Here is a 25,346-nt window from a genome sequence, read left to right as displayed (position 1 = left end):
GATCAGTTTTAAATGCTTAACAGCTTAGTAGTTAACTTTCAATCAAATCCCTATAAAATATGTCAAACCCATCGCAACAACCCAAACAGTCTAAACCTCAATCTCAACCTTTGAGTTTGGATGCTTTATCAGAACGAGTTGAACGCTTAGAACAGAAGTTAGATAAAGCGTTATTATTATTAACGGATATATACCGATACCAAAAATTACGGGATTTTTTAGAAGCAGGAAATTGGAAAGAAGCAGATCAAGAAACCACAAGAATTATGTTAGAAATTATGAATAAAAATAGCCTAGACGATATTATTCCTGATGAGATTATGATTTTTCCCTGTAGTGCATTAAGTTTGCTAGATCAACTATGGATGAGTTACAGTAAAGATCGTTTTGGCTTTAGTGTTCAACAACAAATTTATACCCGGTTGGGAGGAAATGATGATATTTCTGATATTGATATGAAAGTTTTACAGGCTATGGAGGCTGAATTTGGATGGAGTGTTAATCATGAGTTATTAGATTATGATGATCTTGATTTTAGTTTAGAAGCTCCTGTGGGCTGTCATCCTTCTGGGTGGTGGCGATCGCCCTATGGCGGAAAAATGGCGGTTTATTTTATTGCTCGTTTAATTCGTTGCGGTGTTGATTGATCTGGAAAACCTATGAGTCTTAATCGATTTAATCATTGGTTGAATCAAAGACAAATTCAACTGTTAGAATCCGCTTATCAAAGTGCTAAAGCAATTAAAGCCCTGGAAGATAAATATTTTCAGGGTAATTCGATTGGTTATTGTCCTGAATCTAAAAAAACGGTGGTTGATTATGTTCAAAGTTTGCGCGATCGCCACTTATTAAAAATTCGTCTAAATTTAACTCAATTTCAATTCAATAGTTTTTTGTGGAATCCTCAATTTTCACCTTCTGAGCAGACGGATGATCCGGCTTTAATCACCGATAAATTTCTAACATCAGAGCATGAAATTGTAGAGAAACTCAATTTTATTGATTCTGTTGTTAAAAAATATCGTCAAGATTCTGAGGATACCTTAATTGAGATTTTGGCAAATCCTCCCGCCGTAAATTCCCCGACGGTTATGGGATTAACCTCAGAGGAATTAAAACAAGAAAAAAATGAATCAGCGAGCGCTCGGACTACCGATCCAGCAGCGATCGCAGCTACATCTAATCTTGGCTTTCAACCCCCAGGAAAAAGTTGGTTTAGTTGGGGATTTTTGGGGTTTCAGAAAGCCAACCCGAACTATGAACAACAGGTTGTTCAAGAATTGCGAGTTAGACGCATTCAAGATAAAATAGCGGTGCGTTGGTTGATGATTTTATTCTTGATTCCTTTATTGGTTCAAGTCGCTGTCAAAAACATAGTTTTTAATCCTTTAATCGGAAGTTATAGTAATAAAAACCCGACTAAAATTGAACTCAGTTCAGCAATTCAACAGGAGTTTTTAAGAGAATATTCTGCTTTTAAAGAAGGTTTAGAAATTAGACAATTACTGGGAGTAATTCCGTCTCTTTCAGAAGTTGAAAGAGAGGAAAAATTATCAGAAAAAGCGGTTGAAATTTGGCAAGAATCACGAAATCGCGCCTTAAATGGATGGAAAAATATTTTATCCGATGGTGTTGCTTTATTAACCTTTGGGGGATTAGTTTATTTTAATCGGACTAAAATAACAATTGTCAGAGGTTTTTCTAATCGAACCTTTTTAAATTTGAGTGATCCTTTAAAAGTATTTTTGTTTATTTTAATTACGGATATGTTTGTGGGCTTTCACTCCGCCGAAGGCTGGGAAGTTTTATTAGAAGGAGTTGTAGCTCATTTTGGACTCCCAGAAAGTCCCGTAGCAATTAATGCGTTTATTGCTACTATTCCTGTTATTATTGATTCCTGTATCAAATTCTGGATTTTTAGCTACCTCACCCGTTACTCTCCGGCTGCTTCCGCAATTTATGAACGGATGAATACTTAATCGGTAAATAGATGATAAAATTATGATCGAATCTATTATAAAAACATAGTTACACCCTTTCTGTTCAACGCTGTCAATAATTTAACTTCTATTTCTGATCTCCTATCTCCTGTTTCCTAATTCTCAACTTCAACGTCTAGGTTTGCTACATTAGCCTTTACCCATCACCCTGTTGGTATGACTGCTATAAATTTCTGTTTCGGAGATAAACTCATATTTTTAATATATCATTTCAATATATCAAAGTTTAATATCTAGTCTAAAAGCATCAAAGGGTTAGAGATTAAGTCCCTAAAATTGCATAAGTTTAATCAACTTTTTTAAACTTTTGTAAAAAAGATTAAAAATAGCTTTGAAAGATCAAAAAATAGAGCTACTTTTAAAGTATAAGGATTATGATTACAACAAATTATTTGTGATTAGGTCAATCCTGGGGAAATAATTATGAATATGCGACTTGTGATTTTTTCTGGAATGATCATGATGGTAGTCGGTACAATTGCTGGACTAGGGGCTTCTAAATATAGCGAGAAACAATATCAATGCTGTAATATTGGCCCCTCCTTAGATTTGGGTTATAGTCAGTCGAGAGCACCCCGGACTTATGCTTTAGCAGGTGCGGTGATGGGCTTTATTATCGGTTCTAGCCTAGAATTAGTCCGACAATCCACACCTCAAGAAGCCGAAAAATAATCATAGGTCGCACAGTTAAACTGAGGGTTAACGGTTAACCGTCAACCCTCAACCGTCAACCGTCAACTAATTAATGCCTATTCATCGCTAATCGTATGAATTTTTAAGAAATTTGTCCCCCGTGCCTTTTTCGTGGGAACGCCTCCAACAATTAAGATTTTATCTCCGATTTTAGCTAATCCCCGTTCTAATAATTTCGTTTGGGCGAGATCAATTAATCCTTCAAAAGAATTCACTTGATGTTCTAATAAAACAGGTTGAACACCCCAAACTAAGTTTAAACGATGATAAACACTGCGATCTGGAGTTAATGCAACAACGGGAACCTTCGGTCGTTCTGCTGCGGCTAAAATTGCCGTATATCCGGTACTTGTATAAGCAACAATACAGTGCAAATTCAAGATTTTATCAATCGTATTTAAGGCTTCACTTAAGGCATGAGTTTCATCGGACATCACCGGAGGATAGTTTTTAAATTCGATTTCCGGTTCAACATCACTAGCAATTTTAGATAACATTTGTACCGACCTTACCGGAAATTTCCCAACGGCAGATTCTCCCGATAACATTACCGCATCCGTACCATCAATAATTGCATTGGCAACATCACTCGCTTCGGCACGAGTTGGACGTGCATTGTGAATCATACTATCTAACATTTGGGTTGCCGTAATCACAGGAATGCCTCTTTGATTGCACATCCGAATAATTTGTTTTTGCAATAATGGCACTCTTTCTGGGCTCATTTCTACCCCCAAATCCCCCCGTGCTACCATTAAACCATCGCATTCATTAATAATAGATTGTAAATTAGCGATCGCTTGAGGTTTTTCAATTTTGGCAATGACTGGAATCTCCGGTGCCCCCTTTTCAGCTAATAACGCTTTTAAGGCTTGAACATCCTCCGCACGACGGACAAAACTCAAAGAAATCCAATCTACCCCTTGAGAAACACCAAACTCTAAATCTTGTTTATCCTTCTCGGTTAAGGAGGGAAGACGCAAAATTAAACTGGGTAAATTTACCCCTTTTCGACTTTTCAACATTCCGCCTTCAATGATGCGACATTTGACAGCATTTCCCTGAATTTCTTCTATTTTTAATTCTAACAATCCATCATCCAGTAAAACCTGTGCGTCTGGTTCCGCTTCTTCGGCTAAATAGGGATAATCAATGGGAACGGTATTCGGTTGATTATGAAAATCATCAACAGGAACTAAGGTTAAATATTCACCTTCAACTAATTCTATTTCTTCCCAGGGTAACTGACCAATTCTAATTTTTGGCCCCTGTAAATCTTGTAACAAGGTAATCGGGGTATCAAGTTCTTGGGAAACTAGCCGTAATAATTTTACCATTTCTGCATGATCTGCATAACTACCATGAGAAAAATTTAATCGAGCAACATTCATTCCCGCATTCACCATTTGACGAATAGTTTCTGGCGATTTACTAGCGGGGCCAATAGTCGCAACAATTTTTGTTCTGTGGTGCAAAAGGCTCATGATTTTATTCCCTAAATGAACAATTAACAATGATGACTCAGGAAAATTAAATTGAATTTTAATTAACCTGAAAATAAAATTAGCTAGGGGTTCTACAAATCCAAGGTTTCAATAATTTCATACAAAACTTTACAGGAGTTTTGTAACTGTTTTTCTTCCGTTTCAGTCAACGAAAGATTAATGATTTTAGTCGCGCCTTTGCGGTTGACTAATACAGGTAAACTCACACAGATTTTAGGAAGACCATATAATCCTTGCACGGAACGACTCACCGTTAAAATTCGATTTTGATCTCGTAAAATGGCGGTGACAATATCCGTATTCAGCAATTTCTCCGATTAATTTTTTGAAGATTTCTACATTTCGTCCGACTAAATCTAAACGGGTTTCACCGGCTCTTTGACAGGCTCCGGCTTTTATAATCACTAAATTAGCATCCCCTCCAGCATCAGCAACGGTTCCCACTGTCACTTGAGTCGGTTCAATAAACGAGAGTCTGGGACTCAAGGGACTATGATCATCGGGATGAGTTGTAAATAGCTGATCAAACATAAAACCTCCAATGATTAATCGGCTCATAATCGAGGATTGATCCCATCAAATTTAGCTCCTGCCTTCAAAAAATGTATCAATTATAACCTCTGAATAGATTAAACCAGTTTTGGTTTTATAGATTTTAACATGATCTTTTTTTATTCGATAGAGGCAACCGGAAACAGCACAGAGAATCAGTTTAGATCTCAAATTAAGATATTAAAGCCATTGAGGATAATATCGCTATTCTTAAGAATGATTTAACTTTTAAAGTTTTGAATTACATGATCAAAATAGCGATTTATTAGGGATAACAATAAACTATGGAAGATATTTAAAAGTTTAATTTCCAATCCAGGGGTGATGGCAAATTGATTGTTTTTAATTCCTTGAAGAATATCCTGAGCAACGGCTTCAGGTTCCCAAGGTTTAACCATTCCATTAATAGCTTTAGTTTCTGGAGGCTTTGTTTTATTTTCAGCGACGAGTTGAGGCGTATTGGTATCGGGAGGATAAACAATTGAAACTTGAATTCCCAAGGGTTTTAATTCTCCTCGCAAGGATTCTGCTAATCCTCTTAAAGCGAATTTAGTCGGACTATAGGCTGTATAACCATAAATTCCAATTAATCCGGCTGCTGATGAAATCAGAATAATTTTACCCTGGTTTTGTTCTACCATTTTGGGTAAAACTTCTCGAATACAATAGAGAGAACCCCAATAATTAACAGCCATTGTGCGTTCAAAAACTTCTATGGGGAGTTCTCGAAAATAACCCGGATAAGCCATTCCCGCCGATAGAATTAAAATATCCACACTTCCCAAAAGTTCAATTGCTCGTTTGATCGCATTTTCGGCTTCTTCCCGCACAGAAACATCCGCAGAAAGTGTAAAAAATTTCTGGTTTTGATGCAATTTTACTAATTCAATTTCAGCTTGTGCTTGATCAAGTGTTGTTTGATTTCGAGCAATAATGGTTAAATTTGCACCCAGACTCACTAATAATTGAGCCGTTGCTTTACCAATACCACTTGATCCCCCCGTAATAATAATATTTTTTTGATTAAAATTCATAGCGAAAGCAAAGGAAGTACGCGCACTCTTAACGGATTATAACAAAAACCATAACAATAAGATAGGGTTATAAAAAACGGAACCCTATTGTGATCGGTTAAAGTTAGATATAATCAGGTATAATTTAACGAGAAATCTAGCAATAAACTCCTAATTATGGCAACAGGTATACCCAATAAAAATCAGGATAAAGGATTAAAAAATAGTGGCTCAATTCCCTTTTCCTTAGAATATGCGGGAAAGGTTAGTATTGAAGATATTTTAGAGAGTCCCCCAGCAAAATTAACTCGCGTTATAAAAGTAAAAAACGCACTTGAAAATCAGTTGATTTATGGAGAGAATTTAAGAGTTTTAAGGAATTTATTAGAGAACTCTGATATAGCAGGAAAAATTGGATTAATTTATATTGATCCACCTTATGCAACTGGACTAGGATTTGAGTCAAGACAACAAGCTTATGCTTATCACGATTTCAGAGAAGGTGCAGATTATTTAGAATTTATTCGTCAACGATTAATTTTACTTAAAGAACTTTTAGCTGATCAGGGATCAATCTATGTTCATCTCGATCAAAATATGGCTTTTCCAGTTAAAATTTTAATGGATGAAATTTTTGGAGTTAAGAATTTTCGCAATTGGATTACTCGAAAAAAATGTAATCCTAAAAATTATACTCGGAATCAATATGGAAATATCTCAGATTATATCCTTTTTTATACAAAAACTGATAATTATATTTGGAACCAACCTTTTGAATCTTGGACAGAGGATAAAATAATTAAAGAATATCAATATATTGAAGAAAAAACAGGAAGACGTTATAAAAAAGTTCCAATTCATGCACCTGGAGAAAGAAAAGGAGCAACAGGTCAACCCTGGCGTGGGATGCTTCCCCCACCAGGTAAACATTGGCAATATACTCCAGAAACCTTAGAAGAAATGGATAAAAAAGGTGAAATTTACTGGTCGTCTACTGGAAATCCTAGACGCAAAGTTTACCTAGATCAAAGTAAAGGAATTGCAGTTCAAGATATTTGGCTTGAATTCAAAGATGCTCATAACCAAAATATTAAAATTACAGGCTATCCAACAGAAAAAAACCTTGAACTTTTGAAACGAATTATTCAGGCTTCTTCTAATCCTGGAGATCTGGTATTAGATGCTTTTGTTGGTAGTGGAACGACTGTTGCAGTTGCAGAGGAATTAAAACGGCAATGGATTGGAATTGATAACTCTCTTTTAGCCATAGAAACCACTATTCAGCGTTTAGTTAAAGGAACTCAAGCAATGGGGGATTTTGTTAATGGAAATGGCAGTTTACCTAAAAAAGAGCCTTTAATCAATACAAATAGAATTCTCAAAAGTGGTTTAGAAGTATATATTGAAAGCGAATCAGATTTGGAGCAAGTTACAGACAATCAAATTGAAAACTGGAACTATTTACTTAACTTTCAAGCCAATCTCTGGTAAACCTTTCATCTAACATTTTTAGAGTGCAGACCATTACTCGTCCTTTTCCATCAGTTTCTAAAGAGGCATAATCATTCCACATTGACCCCAGAGTTAATCCAGGGCCATCATTTAAAAAGAATACTTTCAGAGGTAATTGATAGGTGTCCGCATACTTAAGAATATGAGTTACTTTCTCTCTATTTCCTGCGATCCGATCATCTTCCTGCGCTCCTCCTCGATCTGAATCATAACGAGCAAAACCAATGACTAAAGGAGTTCCATCTAAACGAGAAATTAAGATATCTGTTGGTGTTTTTTCCTGCCAATTTTCCAAAACTTTATCAAGCATTATATCTCGTCCTGCTCGAATCGGCCCTTAAATTAAATATGCTGATCCAAAGTGGGTTTCAAACCAGAGAAAAAAGGCTTCTGTTAATTCATATCCTTTCTGACCTCGATTTTTATATTCAATTAGAATTGCGATTAAAGCTTCATCAGGAGTAGAACGAGTTGCTAATTTGTGTTTGACATCTTCTATATTTCTAAACCTGTTTCCATAGTCTTCAATAATTTTCGCAATCTTTTTCTTAACTTTCAACATTTCAACAGAAGTATCTGGGGATACATACTTACGAAAAATTCTTAATAATTGGGTTCTGGAAGGATTAGGTATTTCTGTAATCCTCAACAGTAATTCAGCCGAACTGTTCGCAATATTGACTAAATTTGTAAACTGCTCTATAACACTTCCATAAATTATTGCTGCTTCATCCAAATAATCAGGATAGAATTCTGAATCTATGAAAGTGATATACTGAGAATTTATAGTTTGATATTCAGCAAACGAAACCAAAGGACATTTCTCCTGAACAATAGTTGCATAGTATTAACTTATGGCATTTCTAAGTTTTACCTAGAAACCCAGTTAACGACGAAATAAATGGGAATGTTCAGGGTTATATAACCCTGATCTTAAAGTTGAATTAGGGGGAGTTTTTGCTAAAGCCGGACTAATCACATAAAGAGTGGTTCTAATTAAATTTTCTTCCTGGGTAACTTGTGCCATTTTTTCTAAAGGAACCACCCGAATTTTCTCATCCGGCCATCCTAAACGATAACAAATTGCAATCGGCATTTCTGCGGGATAATATTTGATTAACTTTTGCTGAGTTTCCTCAACATAACGGGCACTTAAATATAAACATAAACTCGCTTTATGAGCCGCTAAACTCTCCAATTCTTCATCCGCCGGAACCGCAGTGGCTTTTCCACTGACACGGGTTAAAATAATCGTTTGTACTAATTCTGGAACCGTTAATTCCACTTTTAATTTAGCCGCCGCATCCTGAAAAGCACTAATTCCTGGGACAATTTCAAACTCAATTTCTGCTGCATCTAACTGTTGCATTTGTTCATAAATCGCCCCATACAAACTGGGGTCGCCCGAATGTAACCGGACAACAGACTTTCCTTGACGGACTCGTTCAATCATTAAGGGTAGAATTTCTTCTAAGGTTTTATTCGCTGTTCTAATTAATTCTGCATCCGCCCGAACCCCGGTTAAAATTTGTTCAGGAACCAGAGAATCAGCAAATAAAATGACATCCGCCGATGCTAATAATCTTTGAGCTTTTACGGTTAATAATTCAGGATCACCAGGGCCAGCCCCAACAATATAAACCGCAGATTTAAGCAATTTTGTCTCCTGTTGCATGATGTTTTAATTCTCCAAAATTTGTGATTGATTTTCCGTTTTTCCGGATCTGAACTGACCCACTGAGAAGACAAGAATGGTAGATGCACCCTGGTTGCAGCCCTGGCTATCGAGTCTAGGGCTTTTTCTATTTCTATTGAGAGTTAGAAGGCTGAGATTTCGGCACAACATCGGGTAAAGTTCGCTTCAATCCATATAACCAAATTAAACCCAATAACCCCAATACAATCCCACTTAAACTGACAAATTGAGCAATTCTTAACGGCCCCAACATTAAACTATCGGTGCGTAATCCTTCAATCCAAATTCGACCCGAACTATAGGCAAATAAATAGACCAGAAAGATTGTCCCTGATTTCAGGGGAGGTTTACCTTTTAATCCTCTAAAGAATAAGGTAATTAACAAACCGAATACCATTAAATTCCACAGGGATTCATACAAAAAAGTGGGGTGAAAATACTCGTAGGATTGAAATCCCAGAGGACGGTTTTGGGGGGGGATATAGAGCTTCCAAGGTACATCGGTTGGTCGTCCGAAAGCTTCCGAATTAAAAAAGTTACCCCAGCGTCCAATGGCTTGACCTAAAATTAAAGAAGGCGCGACAATATCCGCTAACTGCCAAAAGGGAATCTGCTTAATTTTGGCAAATAATAAAGTAGCAATTAAACCCCCTAAAATTGCACCATGAATGGCAATTCCTCCCTTCCAAATTGCCATAATACTAGCGGGATTATTAACGTAACTTTCCCACTCAAATGCCACATAATACAATCTAGCCGCAGGAATTGCCGCAATCACTAACCAAATTGCTAAATCCCCGATCAGTTCAGGATCAATTTGGCGACGGCTGGCTAGATATTGAGACAAGGAAACTCCAATCAAGACCGCAGAGGCAATTAACAAGCCATACCACCGAATTGATAACGGCCCGATTTCAAAAATAATGGGGCCGGGAGAAGTAAATTGAAATGCTAGAAATAAATGATTTGTATCCATAATAGCTGATTCTAAGCCAAGTTATTGTATCATCTTTCGGGGATTAGAGGTCAGGTTTAATTTTTTGCGGAAAAAGAAGGTTGATTAAAATATTAAATAAAATAAATTTTAAGTTATTTTAATCGGGAAAATAGGTACAATAGAATGAATTGCGCTTTCTGTCAACTTTTAACCCTTTTGATGAGGTCGGATTGCTGATGATTGTTTCAGCACCTGGTTTTCCGATCAACCCGCCACCGTCAATTGTCTTAATTGTGAATTTCCCCCTATGTCGTCCTCAAATTTACCTCCCAATTCATCGAATTTAGAATCAGGATTAGCGGCTTTAAAAGCTAAGGATTATCAACAGGCGATCGCTATTTTAGAACCGATTGCCCAATCAAATCATCCTGCTAAATTTAGAGCGCAAATGGGATTAGTAATCGCCTATGAACGGACGGAAAATGCTAAGTTAGCAATTACATTCTGTCGAAATCTAACCCAATGTCATCAAGAAAAAATTAAAAATTGGGCAACAGATTACTTAAAAAGTTTATTAAAACGAAATCCTCCTAAACTCAATAATTCTGAGCCCCTTGAGCCAGAAATTCCTCATACTTCCGAAGAAAATCAGCCTTCAGAATTACCGCCTTTTACAGAAACAGGTTTTATTCCCCTAAATCCCTCTTTACAACCGGCAAAAGCTAAATCCACTCTGGCGAAGACTCCTCAATCTTCTCCGCAATCAAAACCTCAAAAATCCCCCAATTCTTCGGGAGTTCAACAGACTCCTTTAAACCTCAAAAAAACCGAACAAACTCCCACAGTAACCCCAGAAAATATTGATCCTAAGCCCATAGCAGAAACTCCTGTTCTCCCCTTAAACTCAGAACCGGAAATTATGCAACCGCCTCCCCCTCCTGCTGTTCAAGAATGGCAATGGCGACAAGCTGGACGGGCAACAAATTGGAAACCGCTTAAACCATTACAATCGAGTCCTTTTAAACTAGAACAACTCTTAATAGCGGTGGGATTAATTTGGTTTATTCCGATTGTTTTGGCATTTATTAATCATACTTTAAATCAAATTTGGATTTGGCAACCGATTTTAAATCCTTGGCAACAATTATCTCGTCAACCTTGGCAAATTATTATTATTATTTTGTTTATATTTGCTGTGGGTTGGATTTGGCAAACTTCCCGATTTTTTGCCGAACTTGCATTAACTATTTTAGCGATATTCTGGTTAACTCCTCATTTGTTAGATGAGTTAATGGAAATTACTAATAATATTTTGAATTGGCTACCCCTTTTAAAACCTATTCCTTTATTTTATCAAGATCCAACTCAAGCAGTTTATATCACAATATTTATTTTATTTGTATTATCTCCTTGGCTATGGGATGGACTGCTTAAACTCAGCTATGGTTTAAAACCTTTACCTCTAACAACCTTATTTAACTATAGCCAAGAAACCAATAAAGTCTTAAGAAATTACGCTCAGAAGAAAAAATTTAAAGTCCCTGAAATTAAATTATTACCTATTGATGATCCGGTAATTTTTTCCTACGGAAGTTTACGAAGATTTGCTAGAATTGTTGTTAGTCAAGGACTATTAGACCAATTAACAGAAGATGAAATTGCTGCTATTTTTGCGCGAGAAATAGCCTCGATTGGGGAATGGGATTTTGCGGTGATGTCTGGGGTAACAATTGTCAGTCAAATTCCCTATTTAATTTATGGGTATTTAGCTGAATTCACAGAAAAATTCTCCGATTTTAATCTTCCCTTTCCGACGATCATTCGAGAAATTTTAGATCAAATCTTAAAGGCGATCGCTATTTTTACTTGTCCGTTGTGTTATGGATTGTACAAACTCTTACGGTTTCCCTCGTTGTATTTCTCCCGTCGTCGAGTTTATTATAGCGATCGCATCGCTTGTAACCTCACCGGAAATCCGAATGCTTTAAGTCGCGCCTTATTAAAAATTACCATAAATTTATCCCAAACGATTCAAAAACAAGGAAAAACCAGTTTTATCCTTGAAGCCTTTGATCGCTTAACTCCCCTCAGTTATCAACAGGCGTTAACATTAGGAAGCTTAACTTCTTACCTATCCCCAGAAACTTTATTACAATGGGATTTAACGAATTCTTATACTCTTTGGTTGACTTTAAATCAATCCCATCCCTTAATCGGAGAACGGTTGAAAATTCTCTGTTTTTATGCTAATTATTGGAAATTAGAACCGGAATTTGATCTATCCCATCTCAACCCACCCAAACCGCAAAAATTTGATCCGAACAATTCCCCCTTATTATTACAAGGTGCACCGTTTTTTGGAATTCCTGGAGGAATGGCAATTGGGGGATTAATTTGGTTAATGGGGGGACTCTGTTCGATATTAGGATTGTGGCAATTAGGATGGTTATGGGGAGACTATTGGATTATGGCGGGTGCGATTCCGATTGGTTGTAGTTTGGGAATTTTTATTCGGATTAACCCCTTTTTCCCCGAAATCAAACCCTCTAATATTTTAAAGAATTCTAACTTATCCAATTTGGTAACTAACCCCAATACTATTCCCCTCGATAGTCAACCGATTTGTTTAACGGGTCAACTGTTAGGTCGTAAAGGTTTGAGCAATACCTTTGCTCAAGATTTAATCCTACAAACCGCAACCGGAATTGTGAAACTGCATTATCTCCCCCAATGGACTCCCCTGACGAATTTCTGGCCAAGAATGCTTCAACCCCAGGAGTTGATCACTGAAAATATTAAGGTAACGGGATGGTGGCGACGAGGTGCGACGCCTTGGATTGATGTGGAAACCTTAGAAACCTCTGATTCTAGGATCACCTTGCCAGGTGGACATCCTCTTTGGTCTACTATTTTAGCGATCGGTTTTACCCTCTGGGGTGCTTACCTCGTTTCTCAAGGAGGATGGTAAACTGATTTATTAGATTTATTTATAAGTTGATACGAATTTTAAGAGATTAAGTCTGATTGCTTTTTGTACCGATCAATGTTAAATTCACTAACTAAAGATTCAAAAGAACTTCATCCTCCCCTGGATAGAGTCAGTTTCATCACCCAATCTGGAAAGTTTACAAATTTTGCAAAATTAAATGCAAAAATCTTGGCAAAACGCTAGAACTGTGTTCGAGGCTGTGCTATCTTAGAGATTGGCTCATAACGATCCGGTACTGGAATACCCATAGCAAAGGTTCTAGGTTCCATTCAATAGCCTGACTCATACGAGGCGAAACAGCAACTTAAAGAAATGACAAATTTTTTATTAAATGCTGTACTCAACTATTGGCACTCCAAAGGCAGGAAGTTAACAACCAGTGAGTTGACTTTATATCGTCTTAGCTATAGGAAGTTCAATCTATTTTTGAACACAGGAATAACAAGACTCTATAGCATCAAGTTTTGACCGATGAGAAAAAGTTTACAAAACAACCGAGCAAACCAACATTCTCTGCATGATGAATTCAATATGGAGGGAATGACCGGACTTCATCTCAATTTGAAGATGAAATCGGCTGTTGAGTTCAATTTAAGAAACCAAAGTGCTAATTGCCTTGGGGTTAATCCTCTATTTGTGTTTTTAAATCACACAAGTTGGGGATGATTTTGCCTACTCATTTTTCGTTTTATTTGGAGGTACTACTCATGTCTGTTCGTCTTTATATTGGTAATCTTCCCAAAGAATTAGAGCGCAAAGAATTACAAGATGTCTTTGCTGAGGAAGGAGATACCGTTTCTGCTAAAGTGATTACCGATCGCAAAACGGGCAAATGTCGCGGTTTTGGATTTGTAACGGTGCAAAACGATGAACTGGCGGATCAAATTGTTGAGAAATATAACGGGGTGATGTTTAGAGAAAATGCCTTAAAAATTGAAAAAGCATTACCTCGTAAAAAAGGAAAAGGTGAAGGCGCAGGCGGTAGCGAAAATGAAGGGGAAGAACAACCCCAACAACAACAACAGCAACAACCTGTTCAACAACCCGTTAAATCGTCGGGTAATATGCCTAAAAGTGGTGGCGGTAAAAACCGGAATAAAAAATCCAAACATTCCTCAGGTGGTTATAATGCTACCCCCAAAACAGGCGGTGATGAAGGCTTCCAACCCGATCCCCGTTGGGCAAATGAGTTAGAAAAACTAAAACAAATGTTAGCCGCCCAAGCTGCCAATCCTTAATTTTATAGTTTGAATTGATCCCGATATCAACCCACCTCAATCGTTATTTAGGTGGGTTTTCAATATCTCCTATTAAATTATAATTTGAGTAAAAGTTCCTGAATTTTGAAACAACGAAATCACTTGGGCGGTGGATATCCCCAAGTAAATCAAAGCAGTAATCCAATGGATCAAACCAATTAATGTGGATAAACACCATATACCCTTTTAATTGCTCAACCTCTATAACACTTTTGCCCTTAATAAGGCTACAGGTAATGCCATCATTTTTCGCCATTTGGGAACGTAAGCCCGTTTGCTAAAAACATCATATTCATTGCGTTCAATTTCATCTAAAATTTGCCGATAAAGCACTAACGCCGTCCAAACCGGCCAGCGAATCTCCTCACTTAAAACACTAATTCCCTTTTCCGCTTCTGCATAGAACTTTCGCGCCCTCTGAATTTCAAAGCGCATTAATTCCTGCCAACGCTCATCCACAACCCCCTTAAATAAATCTTCTTCTGTATAATTAAATAACGCTAAATCATCTAAAGGTAAATAAATCCGTCCTCGTCGCGCGTCTTCGCCCACATCCCGGAGAATATTCGTGAGTTGATTGGCAATTCCTAATGCGATCGCTTCTTGATTCGGAATCATAATTTCTGGGTTAGGATTCCAAGGAGTAATTACCGGAGGTTCGACACCCATCACCGCCGTTGACATTAACCCCACCGTTCCCGCCACCCGATAACAATAGAGTTCCAACTCCTCAAACGTCTGATATCGGTTGCGGTATAAATCCATGCGTTGACCCGCAATCATATCTCTAAACGGTTGAATATCCAGAGGGAAACGATGTAGGGTATCTACCAAAGCCACATCCACTTCGTCCCTAGGATGTCCAGCAAATAAAGCTTCCAGGTGTTCTTCCCAACGATCTAAGGTTTCCTCCGTTGTCGTCGCAGCCATTGGCCCATCGACCAACTCATCAGTCCGACGACACCAAACATAGATCGCCCAGATCGCCCGACGCTTGGCTTCTGGCATCAATTGAGTCCCTAAATAAAATGTCTTGGCATACTCCGCAGTAACCTGACGGCAGAGTTCATAGGAGTCTTCCAGAGATGCCAGAGTTCTCATGCAATGAGATTTAGAAAGTTGTAGCATTCGTTGTTCTGGTGACCGACGATGGATGGGCTAGGAAGGAATCGGAGTTGGGGAAGCAACGCCCGCCGATGGCGCAGACAAAGCCAAAAAACGATCCGAAGTCAAATCTTCTTGAATCGCCTGTGCTGTCAGCTTACCAGAAAGTACAGCCCCTTCCATACTGGCAAGATAACGCTGCATAGTGTAATCTCCAGTCAGATAGAAATTGGGGATCGGTGTTTTCTGGGAGGGACGATGGGCTTGTCGCCCAGGAGTCGCTTTATACACCGAAAGCGGCGTTTTCACGACGTGGGATTTCAGCAATTTAGCTTTGTGGGGGATTTCCTCTGGAAAGAGTTTTTCCAACTCCACCATCGTCGCGGCCACGATTTCCTCATCCGATTTACTAATCCAATCCTTTGCCGGAGCCAATACCAATTCCAACATAGAACGGTCAGGATTGGAATACTCTTTACAGGTATTACTCATATCCGCATAGACGCTGAGTAAGGGAGAACGGGAAAACAGCAAATGGTCAACATTTGTTAACTTGCGATCAAACCACAAATGCACGTTAATCACCGGAACCCCTTCTAAGCCCTCTAACTGTTTAAAATAGTCCAGGTCTTGCCAAGGTTGGGGTAACATCACCTTCAGGGGGTCAACGGGCATGGCAGAAACGTAGAGATCGGCCGTTAATACCTCATCAGGGATATCCTTTAACCCGCGAATTAAAAACCCTTTGACGGTTCCATCTTCGTTGAGTAAAAATTCTTTAATGGGGGCATTCAGACGTACTTCTCCCCCCCGTTCTGTAATGTAATCTACGAGGGGTTGACATAGACGTTCCGTGGGAGAACCATCTAAAAATGCCATTTTAGAGCCGTTTTTTTCTTGGAGAAAACGGTTTAAAGCCGTTAAAATTACCGTTGAGGATATTTCATCGGGGTTGATAAAATTCAAGGCTTTTGACATCGCAATAAACACTTCTTTCTCAACTCTCGGCGGAACGTTTTGGAGTTTCAGCCATTCCGAGAAAGAATATTGATCCATCTTTTCGACGTATTTTTGACCCTGGAGCATGGCAGGAATTAACCCTAAACCAAACCGAATTTTTTCCGGCCAGGTCAACATATCATTATTCCGAAGAATAGCAACAACGCCGTTAAAAGGGGCAGGAAGATCAGGAAAATCAAACCGAGAATAGGTTCCGGGTTTCTCCGGTTGGTTGAAGATCATCGAATGTTCTTTCCATTGCAGCCGATCTTCGATGTCCAGTTCTTGGAATAACTGCAACATATTGGGATAAGCCCCGAAGAAAATATGCAGCCCGGTTTCATACCAGTCGCCGTCTTCATCTTTCCAGGCTGCGACTTTCCCCCCCAAAACGTCCCGTCGTTCTAAGACGATAGGAGTGTGTCCAAGATCGGTGAGATACTTGGCACAAGCCAGTCCCGCTAAACCTGCTCCAGCGATCGCAACTCGCATCAATAACCCTTGGTAAATGTTTTCTTAATGTTTTTTCTGATTATACGTTACATCTTGTTACATTCAAACCTAACAAGATCAAAAATTCTGATGCGGGTTGGCTGTTGGGGTGGACGGTTGAACGTCGGGACGGCTTTACCGCAGGGGCGGGTTCTAATCAATCTAACCTATACTATACTTATGATGATTAGCCTTCAAGATAAGTTGTAGCTATGTACCAAAAGTTATAATTTCTATCTCTGTATGAATATGATATCAAGTAACTTAAAATCTTTTTCGGTGTACGGACTTTTCGGAACAAATGACGTACATATTCCTTTTGATAAAAATATTAAGATTTTGATTGGTGAAAATGGACTTGGCAAAACCCAAGTCTTAAATATGTTTTATTATACGCTTTGTAAAAAATTTGAAAAACTAATTGATTATTGCTTTGATAAGCTAGAGTTAGAGTTTATTGATGGCAAGACTATTTCAATCAGTAAAAGAGAAATTGAACAGACATTTTTCAAACATCCTGTGGCAGTAGACTTAATCAATAAAATTGGAATTCATAAATTTATTGACCTCAAACAAGAATTTGCTAATAAAAGCATTTCTAGTTATCAATTTAGAAATAACCCTATGGTAAGACAAATTGTAGAAGATCTCCCATTTTCAACGGGAATGATTTTAGACATTTTACGAAGATTATCTGATGAAACTGAAGACAATTTTTCTGCCAATTTACAAGAGTGCAAAAAAACAATCACAGAAAGCCTGAATCAAAGTGAAATTATGTATTTTCCTACTTATAGACGAGTTGAAGAAGATTTAAAAAATCTGGGTTATGATGAAGAACAGTTTCACAAAGAAGATAATAGATTAATTCATTTTGGAATGACAGATGTACGGAAACGGTTTGATGAAATTGAAAATACAATTGATAAGCTTTTAAAAGAAGGTTTTTCTAAAATCTCAGGAGAAATTTTAAGTCAATTAGTTAAGGGATTTACAGATACAGATACAAGCATTTTGAGCCGCATTGATCAAAAGGATATTGAAATTATTTTAGCAAGAGTAGGTGAGCAACTTTCAGAGGCAGATAAAAATGAAATCAGAAATATTGTGGTAAATCAAGAAATAAAAAATGACTCGCTATTATATTTTTTACAAAAGTTGATTGAAATCTATGAAAAACAGAAACCGTTAGATAACTTTATTAAAGTATATAGAGATATCTGTAATAAGTACCTAATTGACAAAAAAATATTTTATGATGAAAGTGCGATTAGAATTTTTGTCAAGTCAGACTTATCGGGTGAAGAAATACAATTAAGTAAACTCTCATCAGGTGAAAAGCAAATCATATCGATTCTTTCTAAAATTTACTTAGCTGAGGATAAACAAAGGTTTATCGTACTTTTTGATGAACCAGAATTATCATTAAGTATAATTTGGCAAAGGCAATTACTTCCTGATATACTCAACTCAAATAAGTGTGATTTTCTATTGGCTGTAACTCATTCACCTTTCATTTTTGATAATGAGTTAGATCGGTATGCTGTTGGCTTGAATGAATATGTTAAACCTGCAAAAACTATTACTACCGAATGTCATACATAGATAAACTTAGAAAAAGTCGTGATAAAGCCCAAGTTGCTTATCAAGAATTTGCCCTTCATACCAAACAAGGTAAAGATGGTTTATTTTGTTTTTTTGAAGGCAAAGACAATGCTTATTATGTTCCAAGAATCAAGCAGTTTGTAGAAAATTATCACCCAATTAGATGTGGTGGTAGAGAAAGAGTATTGCAGGTTTACAACCTGATTAAAAATCATAGGGAATATGATCAGTATAAAAAAGCCTTTTTCATAGATAAGGATTTTAATAGTGCTTTACCAAATCATAATCCGCCAATTTTTGAAACGCCGTGTTATTCTATTGAAAACCTATATGTTTCAGTAGATGTATTTAAGGAAATTCTGAAAAATGAATTTTCCTTATCAGAAGTGAGTGATGATGCTTATAAAGTTTGCTTAAGGCTTTTCATTGAAAGACAACAAGAGTTTCATTTGGCAGTTAAGCTGTTAAATGCTTGGTATGCTTGTTTGATAGCAATAAGAAATACAACAGGCATACAAACAGGTGTAGATTTAGACGATAAGTTACCCAAAGGCTTTATAGAGCTTACGTTAGATTCAGTTTCATCAAAGTATAATTTGGAAAAAATCCAACAGACTTTCCCAATGGCTACAGAGGTTACACAGGAATTGCTAGATCAAAAACTTGTTGATTTCTCAAACTGTGAACAACATAAAGTATTTAGAGGTAAGTATGAAATGGAATTTTTACTCATCCTTATTCAATTGATTTTACAGGATTCAAAGGCATCCCAAAAATATTTAAAACAGAAAATAAAGTTCACTTTTGGCGAAAAAATAAGTAACGAGCAAGCAATAAATACATTTTCAGGATATGCAGAGACACCTGAAAGTCTGATTGAATACTTGAAAGAAGTTACCCGAACAAGAGAATAACTTAGAATAAAAGATGCTCATAATACATATTCAAAATTAGGTCGAGAATTAACTTTAAGTCTCAGTGAGGAATTTAAGAAAAATTTTAAAGCTATTGCTGATATTAAGGTTCCAGTTTATCTTGATTTACAGGCTCAAATTGAGCAACTTAAAAAAGAAGTCTATGAGTTTACCTTGACGGTTAAAGTGGAGTTTTAGTTAATATAATGTTAGATGGTGCGTGCGCGGGGCTTACGCACCCTACTTTTGTTTTATTCTTAATAGTCCTTGGGTGGGACTGAATAAAAATGCTAATATAAATAACCCAAATGTTACTAATACAATGGCTGGGCCTGAAGGTAGATTATAAAAATAGCTGAGGTACATTCCGCTAATACTAGAAATTACTCCGATTATTACGCCTAATATCATCACTAGATGCAGACGTTCTACTAATAAATAGGCTGTGGCTGCGGGAGTAATTAATAGGGATAATACTAAGATGACTCCGACGGCTTTTAAACTGGCAACAATGGTTAAGGCAATTAATCCCATTAATCCTAAATTAAGAAGATTGACGGGTAAACCTGTGGCTTCAGCACCCAAGGGATCGAAGGTATAAAATAGCAGTTCTTTATAGATTAACATAACAACTGCTAGAATAATAATAGTAATAATAAAGGTATCTCTAACATCCCCTGCTGTTACGCCTAGAATATTGCCAAATAGAAAATGATTTAAGTCAATTTTATTATCTTTTTGAACTAACGTAATTAAGGTTATTCCTAATGCAAAAAAGGCAGAAAATACAATTCCCATCGCCGCATCTTCTTTGATTCGGGAATAGGTTCTAATAATATTCATGCAAATTGTACTCACAATTCCCGCAATAAACGCCCCGACAAAAATATTAGCGTTAAGGATGAAAGCGATCGCTAATCCCGGTAAAACCGAATGACTAATAGCATCTCCTAATAATGCTAATCGCTGCACCATTAAATAACTACCGACAACCGCACAAATAATTCCGACTAAAATAGCAATCATCAGCGATCGCTGCATGAAACTATATTGTAAAGGTTCAATTAACAGATTGATCATGTGATTTTAATTCAAAAAATTGTAGGGTGCGTAAGCACAGCGCACGCACCAAATTTAGAAGTGTCAAACACTCTCTATGCGTAGCACTATAAAACCGGGAAAAATAATTTAAGCCACTTTTTCCGCAAAGAAAAATACCCTACCCCCATAGGCTTGTTGTAAATAATCTTCTTTTAAAACCTGTTGACGATTTCCCGTCGCAATCACTTCTTGATTCAGTAAAATTAAATCATCAAAATTAACAATAGATTCCCCTAAATCATGATTAATCACAATCACAATTTTTCCTGATGTGGCTAACTCTCGAAATAAACTAAAAATCACCGCTTCTGTTTTTTGATCAATGCCAACAAAAGGTTCATCAAAGCAAAAAATCTCTGCTTCCTGTGCCAAAGATCTCGCTAAAAAAACACGCTGTTGCTGACCCCCCGACAGTTGACCAATGGGGCGATTTTTATACTCAACCATTCCCACCCGTTCTAACGCCTGAGTTGCAATGCGACGACTGACCCCGGAAAAGGGACGCAACCACCCGGTTTTCCGCACTCTCCCCATGATCACGACGTCCCAAACCGTTGCCGGATAGTCCCAGTCAATTTGCGATCGCTGCGGAACATAGGCCACCCGTTGCCGTTGCTGACTCAGGGGTTTGTTGTTATATACCACCGAACCTGTTTCTAGGTTAACTAACCCCAACATCGCCTTCATCAGGGTACTTTTTCCGGCTCCATTCGGGCCAATAATGCCCGTTAGCCGTCCCGGTTGGATGTCCAAACAAATATCTCGCAACGCTTCCACCCCTCGATAATTGACGCTAAGGTGATGGATAGTGAGATCCGCGTTGACAGGATGGGGGAATTTCAGGGTGTTCATAGCGGTTTGCTCCATTTTATCCGTAGTTTATGGCGTTTGTTCCCCGATTGACTTCCTGAGTTAGGAGGAATTTTAGGGGTAACTTTAGGAGGATTATTTTTATAGTGTACTGCAAAAATGAGATAATTATGAAATAATTAATGAAAAAATTATGAAAAATCCTAGCCTAATGATAACAAAAATTGCTCGAAACCCTCTTTCTATAAGATTTTTAGGTATTCTTCTGGGGGTAATCTTAAGCGGATTAAGTAGTTGTACTCAATTAACAACGGAGAATTCTGTTAACGGGGATCAACCGAAAGTAGTATCAACCAGTACGATTATTGCCGATTTAACAGAACAAATTGCCGGGGATGAAATTGACCATCAAGGGATCTTACAACCGGGTGCAGATCCTCATGTTTATGAACCTGTTCCTCAAGATAGTATTGCCTTGGAAAAAGCGGATTTAATTCTTTATAATGGTTATAATTTAGAACCGGGATTAATTAAGTTAATTAAAGCCGCAGGAACTCAAGGAAAAAAAGTGGCGGTGGGGGAAGTGGTTAAACCCTTAGATTTTCAATATCAAGGACAAAAGCAACCTGATCCTCATGTTTGGGGAACGGCTAAAAATGCAATTTTAATGACAAATAAAATTAGAGATGAGTTAATTGCTTTATCTCCTGAAGATCAGGCTATTTTTACAAAAAATGCGGCTAAATTGACTGAGGATTTAACTCAATTAGATGCTTGGATTCAACAACAAATTGCAACTATTCCTCCAAATCATCGCAAATTAGTCACAACCCATGATGCGTTTCAATATTATGCTCAAGACTATGGATTAGAGGTAATTGGAACCTTAATTGGGATGAGTACGGAGGAACAACCAAGTGCAAAAACCGTTAAAACCTTAGCAAATTCAATTCAAAAAGCGGGAGTTCCTGCTATTTTTGCTGAAACAACGATTAACCCTCAATTAATTACAACGGTTGCGGAAGAATCGGGGGTAAAATTAGCCCCGGAGCAATTATATTCTGATTCGATTGGTTCTCCAGGGAGTGCGGGAGAAACCTATATTAAAATGTTGGTTAAAAATACAAAAACTATTGTGGAAGCGTTAGGAGGAAAATACACGCCTTTTCAGCTAAATCAATAGGAAATAGGGAACAGGGAACAGGGAACAGTGAAATAGTTTCAGGATTTAGAAGTGTCCTAACTGTAATGCGTAGCGCTATATACTGAAATTCTTGCTACTATTGCCTATTGCCTATTGCCTATTGCCTATTCCCTGTTCCCTGTTCCCTGTTCCCTGTTCCCTATTTAATCATTAATAGCTTGATAAATATTAATTAATTGTTGACGACCATATAATTGAACACGACCGACATAACGAGTGGGAAATTTATCGTTAATTTGTTTATGGGTTTCTTCATTAATTAAGATGCGGCAAAGTCCTTCACTATAAAATGATTTATCATAACTTTCTAAACGAGCAGCAATATTAACACTATCACCTAATGTTGTATATTCCATGCGTTGAGAACTGCCTAAACTTCCGGTGACGACAATTCCAGTCGCAATCCCAATTCGCATTGAAATCATCGGTTGATTTTGTTGTTGCCATTGTTGATTTAGCGATCGCAATTTTTCCCCCATTGCTAAAGCACAGGAAACCGCCGCCGTTGCATCTTTAGCAATTTCTTGAGGAGAATTTCTAGGAATAGGAACCCCAAAAACTGCCATCACTGCATCCCCCATAAATTTATCTACAACACCATCATGTTCAAACACAATATTCGCCATTGCATTCATATATTCATTTAACCAAGTCATTAACGTAGAGGGTTCCATCCGTTCAGCAATACTACTAAATCCTTTAATATCAGTAAATAAGACAGTGGCGATCATTTTCTGCCCCATGATTTGACCTTTTTGTAACAAATCCTCTCGATTTTGCCAAATCGTTTCCGCGATTTTGGGGTTAACATAGCGTTGAAATAAAGTCATCACCATTTTCCGATCTTGACGTTCAACATTGGCAATATAAGCTGTTACAACCATCCCGGAACTCACTAATGCTAATAAGGGTGAAACTAAGGGCAACCACCATCCACTTAAAAAAGCACCATAGGAAATTATAATTAAACTACCACTGGCTAAGATTAACAAATAAACTGTCCAACGGGTTCCCCCATAAACCCATCCTAAACTACTGCCTACGGTTGACCAGACAAAAACCCAAAACCATTCCATCCGATCTGACCAAACATAAATTAATGTGCGTTCATCCAAGGCACTACTAATAATTTGACTAGCAATATTTGCATGAATAATCACCCCTGGAGTCCGATCATTAATACTAAATAAATTACTGGTATAGGGGGTAAAAAATAAATCATTTAAACTTTGAGCAAAAGGGCCAATTAATACAATTTTATCTTTAAAAAAATCGGGGGGAGTTTCATTGCTTAAAACTTGTGTCATCGAAATTTTTAGAAAATCATTCTGGGAACCTCGGTAATTTAATAAAATTTGATAGCCATTATCATCAGCACGAACATAACCTCCATCATTTTCAGTAAAGCGAGTGAATTCAGCTTTTCCTAATTTTACTTGCTGATTCGCTGTCATTTCAGGGGTAATTCCTTGAGCTTCTAAATAAATTAAAGCAACTTTCACCCCTAAATTCAGAACAGTAGGATGGTCTGGGGGTTTAATTGATAATAATGCCCGGCGAATTTTACCATCCGCGTCTAAAACTAAATCCGCCGCCCCCACTTGATCTTGATCTTTTAAGATCGGAGGCGGTTCAATAGAAGCCCGATTTTGATCTTCAACAACTTTTTCTACACCGATTAAATTGGGAGTGGTTTTAAACACCTTGAGTAAGTCTTGATGTCCTGGTTGTACAGGTAAATTTCGATAAATATCTAACCCGATCGCCATCGGTTTTTGGGCTTTGATTTTTTCAATTAATTTTGCTAAAATAGCATCAGGAATCGGCCATTGTCCGAGCTTTTTTAAATCCGGTTCGTCAATGGTAACAATTACAATTCGGGGATCGGGAGATTCAAGGGGTCGCCACCGAATAAATTGATCTAAAGTTGCCCAATCTAAAAGTTGTAAAAAACCTGTACTTTGCAGAGCAATGACTGAAACCGTTAGCACAGGACTTAACCATAAATAACGCAATGCCTTCAGCCATTGCTCAGAAAAGCGCCCGATAGAAGTATGAAGTCTGAAGACCGTTTGTTTTTGTTTCATAACTCCATACTTCATTCAATTTCAACCTTAATTAATTCTCAAGGGCATTCACAAACGGTTGATTGGCAATAGCATCTAAACCAACGGATTCCAAAAGTTGTTTCCATTGTTCAGTTAAAGTACCATCCATCGGTTGAGTTTGGCGCAATTGAGCTAAGGTTGTTAAACTTTCAAACCAAATCCCATTTTCAGCATAAATTTTAGCTTGTTCTAAGGGTTCAGCTTGTTGCAGTTGGGCTTTTAAGGTGGCATCAGGTTCTGTTCGTTTGACTTCCCCGGTCACAAACACAACTTTAGGCTCCTCGGTGTTTTCAGCGTTACAAATCACCCCAAATGACCAACGATAGGTTTGACCAATTTTTAACGGAGGGGTATCTTTGGGCAGTTTAATACTGACGATACCCGCTTGATTAGGAATTGCTAAACGAGTTTGGTAGATGTCGTTGTTGTTTTCATCTTTGAGGCTAAAAGCTGCCTCAGTTGCGGGAATTTGGGGAACGTAGAAAAAGAATGTGGGGGTAGCCGCCACCGTCAATCCTTTGATGGCCATTTCTTTTTGAGTGGCAAAAGCGGGGACTAAGGCCATTAAGGGGGGAGTTGTACCCTGAGTAACGCTAGGACATTGACCGCGAGACCCTCCTCCGGCGGTGCGAGCGGGCATTCCTTCCCCTGGAGGGGGTTCAAAAGCCATACTGATTTGAATTCCCTCGGAACTGGCAGGTTGAGCCAGAACAGACAGTTGAGGTACAAAGGCCCCTCCCACAACGGTCAGGAGAGACAGGCTAATCCAGTGCTGGTGCAAACGTTTACGAATCATAAAAGTATGAGTCTCCAAAGAATACCAAAAAATTATGGAATCAGAATCAACACGACT

23 protein-coding genes are annotated in these 25,346 nt (G+C 37.8%); 9 read left to right on the top strand and 14 right to left on the bottom strand.

The genetic code is table 11. The features are described from left to right. Nucleotides 1-59: 59 nt before the first annotated feature. The 3 genes from PL8927_RS05730 (at nt 60) to PL8927_RS05720 (ending at nt 2,672) form a co-directional block, all read left to right on the top strand. A complete protein-coding gene (locus tag PL8927_RS05730) occupies nt 60-647 on the top strand; it encodes a GUN4 domain-containing protein (protein WP_083618502.1) in 588 nt (195 codons plus the stop codon). A 12-nt stretch (nt 648-659) separates the two neighbouring features. Then, nucleotides 660-1,979, top strand: a complete 1,320-nt coding sequence (locus PL8927_RS05725; protein ID WP_083618500.1) for a hypothetical protein — start codon at nt 660-662, stop codon at nt 1,977-1,979. 444 nt (nt 1,980-2,423) lie between these two features. Beyond that, nucleotides 2,424-2,672 (top strand): hypothetical protein, encoded by a 249-nt coding sequence (locus tag PL8927_RS05720; protein WP_083618499.1) that lies wholly within the window; start codon nt 2,424-2,426, stop codon nt 2,670-2,672. Nucleotides 2,673-2,749: 77 nt separating this feature from the next. Here the strand turns inward: PL8927_RS05720 and pyk are convergent, their stop codons facing one another. From pyk to PL8927_RS05705, 4 genes are all read right to left on the bottom strand, one after another. Further along, complete coding sequence (pyk, locus tag PL8927_RS05715) at nt 2,750-4,177, bottom strand: pyruvate kinase (RefSeq protein ID WP_083618823.1); 1,428 nt, start codon at nt 4,175-4,177, stop codon at nt 2,750-2,752. A 92-nt stretch (nt 4,178-4,269) separates the two neighbouring features. Further along, nucleotides 4,270-4,449, bottom strand: coding sequence for a hypothetical protein (locus PL8927_RS27940; RefSeq protein WP_231505925.1), 180 nt, complete (start codon nt 4,447-4,449; stop codon nt 4,270-4,272). Continuing rightward, on the bottom strand, nt 4,412-4,756 hold the full coding sequence (locus PL8927_RS27935) for a lactate/malate family dehydrogenase (RefSeq protein WP_197047326.1): 345 nt from the start codon (nt 4,754-4,756) through the stop codon (nt 4,412-4,414). The genes PL8927_RS27940 and PL8927_RS27935 overlap by 38 nt, the downstream gene beginning before the upstream one ends. Nucleotides 4,757-4,971: 215 nt before the next feature. Further along, nucleotides 4,972-5,784: an SDR family oxidoreductase gene (locus PL8927_RS05705; RefSeq protein ID WP_083618497.1), complete on the bottom strand. Its 813-nt coding sequence runs from the start codon at nt 5,782-5,784 to the stop codon at nt 4,972-4,974. 156 nt (nt 5,785-5,940) lie between these two features. Here PL8927_RS05705 and PL8927_RS05700 point away from each other — a divergent pair, with 156 nt between their 5' ends. Beyond that, on the top strand, nt 5,941-7,254 hold the full coding sequence (locus PL8927_RS05700; RefSeq protein ID WP_083618495.1) for a site-specific DNA-methyltransferase: 1,314 nt from the start codon (nt 5,941-5,943) through the stop codon (nt 7,252-7,254). Here PL8927_RS05700 and PL8927_RS28390 read toward each other — a convergent pair. The 4 genes from PL8927_RS28390 to lgt all read right to left on the bottom strand — a co-directional run bounded on the left by PL8927_RS28390 (nt 7,229) and on the right by lgt (nt 9,947). Continuing rightward, complete coding sequence (locus PL8927_RS28390; RefSeq protein WP_231505924.1) at nt 7,229-7,585, bottom strand: hypothetical protein; 357 nt, start codon at nt 7,583-7,585, stop codon at nt 7,229-7,231. The two genes, PL8927_RS05700 and PL8927_RS28390, sit on opposite strands and share 26 nt — an antisense overlap. Nucleotides 7,586-7,612: 27 nt before the next feature. Beyond that, entirely contained in the window at nt 7,613-8,089 is a 477-nt protein-coding gene (locus PL8927_RS28385; RefSeq protein ID WP_231505923.1) for a hypothetical protein, read from the bottom strand. A 72-nt stretch (nt 8,090-8,161) separates the two neighbouring features. Then, nucleotides 8,162-8,950 carry a precorrin-4 C(11)-methyltransferase gene (gene cobM, locus PL8927_RS05690; protein WP_083618492.1) on the bottom strand — a complete coding sequence of 263 codons (789 nt, stop codon included), beginning with the start codon at nt 8,948-8,950 and terminating at the stop codon, nt 8,162-8,164. A 133-nt stretch (nt 8,951-9,083) separates the two neighbouring features. After that, nucleotides 9,084-9,947 (bottom strand): prolipoprotein diacylglyceryl transferase, encoded by an 864-nt coding sequence (lgt, locus tag PL8927_RS05685; RefSeq protein WP_083618490.1) that lies wholly within the window; start codon nt 9,945-9,947, stop codon nt 9,084-9,086. 268 nt (nt 9,948-10,215) lie between these two features. Between lgt and PL8927_RS05680 the strand changes: the two genes are divergently transcribed. Then, nucleotides 10,216-12,876, top strand: a complete 2,661-nt coding sequence (locus PL8927_RS05680) for a zinc metalloprotease HtpX (RefSeq protein WP_083618488.1) — start codon at nt 10,216-10,218, stop codon at nt 12,874-12,876. A 728-nt stretch (nt 12,877-13,604) separates the two neighbouring features. After that, nucleotides 13,605-14,135, top strand: a complete 531-nt coding sequence (locus tag PL8927_RS05675) for an RNA recognition motif domain-containing protein (RefSeq protein ID WP_083618484.1) — start codon at nt 13,605-13,607, stop codon at nt 14,133-14,135. Between the two features lie 222 nt (nt 14,136-14,357). On the opposite strand, the gene crtB is transcribed toward PL8927_RS05675, so the two are convergent. Together crtB and pds are read right to left on the bottom strand one after the other, a co-directional pair. Continuing rightward, nucleotides 14,358-15,284 carry a 15-cis-phytoene synthase CrtB gene (gene crtB / locus PL8927_RS05670; RefSeq protein WP_083618482.1) on the bottom strand — a complete coding sequence of 309 codons (927 nt, stop codon included), beginning with the start codon at nt 15,282-15,284 and terminating at the stop codon, nt 14,358-14,360. Nucleotides 15,285-15,314: 30 nt separating this feature from the next. Next, nucleotides 15,315-16,751, bottom strand: coding sequence for a 15-cis-phytoene desaturase (pds, locus tag PL8927_RS05665; RefSeq protein ID WP_083618480.1), 1,437 nt, complete (start codon nt 16,749-16,751; stop codon nt 15,315-15,317). Nucleotides 16,752-16,994: 243 nt separating this feature from the next. Between pds and PL8927_RS05660 the strand changes: the two genes are divergently transcribed. Together PL8927_RS05660 and PL8927_RS05655 are read left to right on the top strand one after the other, a co-directional pair. After that, nucleotides 16,995-18,356, top strand: a complete 1,362-nt coding sequence (locus PL8927_RS05660) for an AAA family ATPase (protein ID WP_231505922.1) — start codon at nt 16,995-16,997, stop codon at nt 18,354-18,356. Next, a complete protein-coding gene (locus tag PL8927_RS05655; RefSeq protein WP_083618477.1) occupies nt 18,344-19,270 on the top strand; it encodes a DUF4435 domain-containing protein in 927 nt (308 codons plus the stop codon). Before PL8927_RS05660 ends, PL8927_RS05655 begins: the two co-directional genes overlap by 13 nt. A 240-nt stretch (nt 19,271-19,510) precedes the next feature. Here PL8927_RS05655 and PL8927_RS05650 read toward each other — a convergent pair whose 3' ends face one another. Continuing rightward, nucleotides 19,511-20,350, bottom strand: a complete 840-nt coding sequence (locus tag PL8927_RS05650; RefSeq protein ID WP_083618475.1) for a metal ABC transporter permease — start codon at nt 20,348-20,350, stop codon at nt 19,511-19,513. Between the two features lie 108 nt (nt 20,351-20,458). Beyond that, nucleotides 20,459-21,223 (bottom strand): metal ABC transporter ATP-binding protein, encoded by a 765-nt coding sequence (locus PL8927_RS05645; protein WP_083618821.1) that lies wholly within the window; start codon nt 21,221-21,223, stop codon nt 20,459-20,461. A gap of 151 nt (nt 21,224-21,374) precedes the next feature. Here PL8927_RS05645 and PL8927_RS05640 point away from each other — a divergent pair, with 151 nt between their 5' ends. Continuing rightward, nucleotides 21,375-22,364 carry a metal ABC transporter substrate-binding protein gene (locus tag PL8927_RS05640; protein WP_083618473.1) on the top strand — a complete coding sequence of 330 codons (990 nt, stop codon included), beginning with the start codon at nt 21,375-21,377 and terminating at the stop codon, nt 22,362-22,364. Nucleotides 22,365-22,528: 164 nt separating this feature from the next. Here PL8927_RS05640 and PL8927_RS05635 read toward each other — a convergent pair whose 3' ends face one another. After that, nucleotides 22,529-24,472, bottom strand: a complete 1,944-nt coding sequence (locus tag PL8927_RS05635; RefSeq protein ID WP_231505921.1) for a CHASE2 domain-containing protein — start codon at nt 24,470-24,472, stop codon at nt 22,529-22,531. A 31-nt stretch (nt 24,473-24,503) separates the two neighbouring features. After that, nucleotides 24,504-25,289: a DUF928 domain-containing protein gene (locus PL8927_RS05630; RefSeq protein WP_083618468.1), complete on the bottom strand. Its 786-nt coding sequence runs from the start codon at nt 25,287-25,289 to the stop codon at nt 24,504-24,506. Nucleotides 25,290-25,346 lie beyond the last annotated feature (57 nt).

It is taken from the genome of Planktothrix serta PCC 8927 (genome assembly GCF_900010725.2).
Taxonomy (GTDB): Bacteria; Cyanobacteriota; Cyanobacteriia; order Cyanobacteriales; family Microcoleaceae; genus Planktothrix; species Planktothrix serta.
This window is presented reverse-complemented; position numbering and strand designations above follow the sequence as displayed.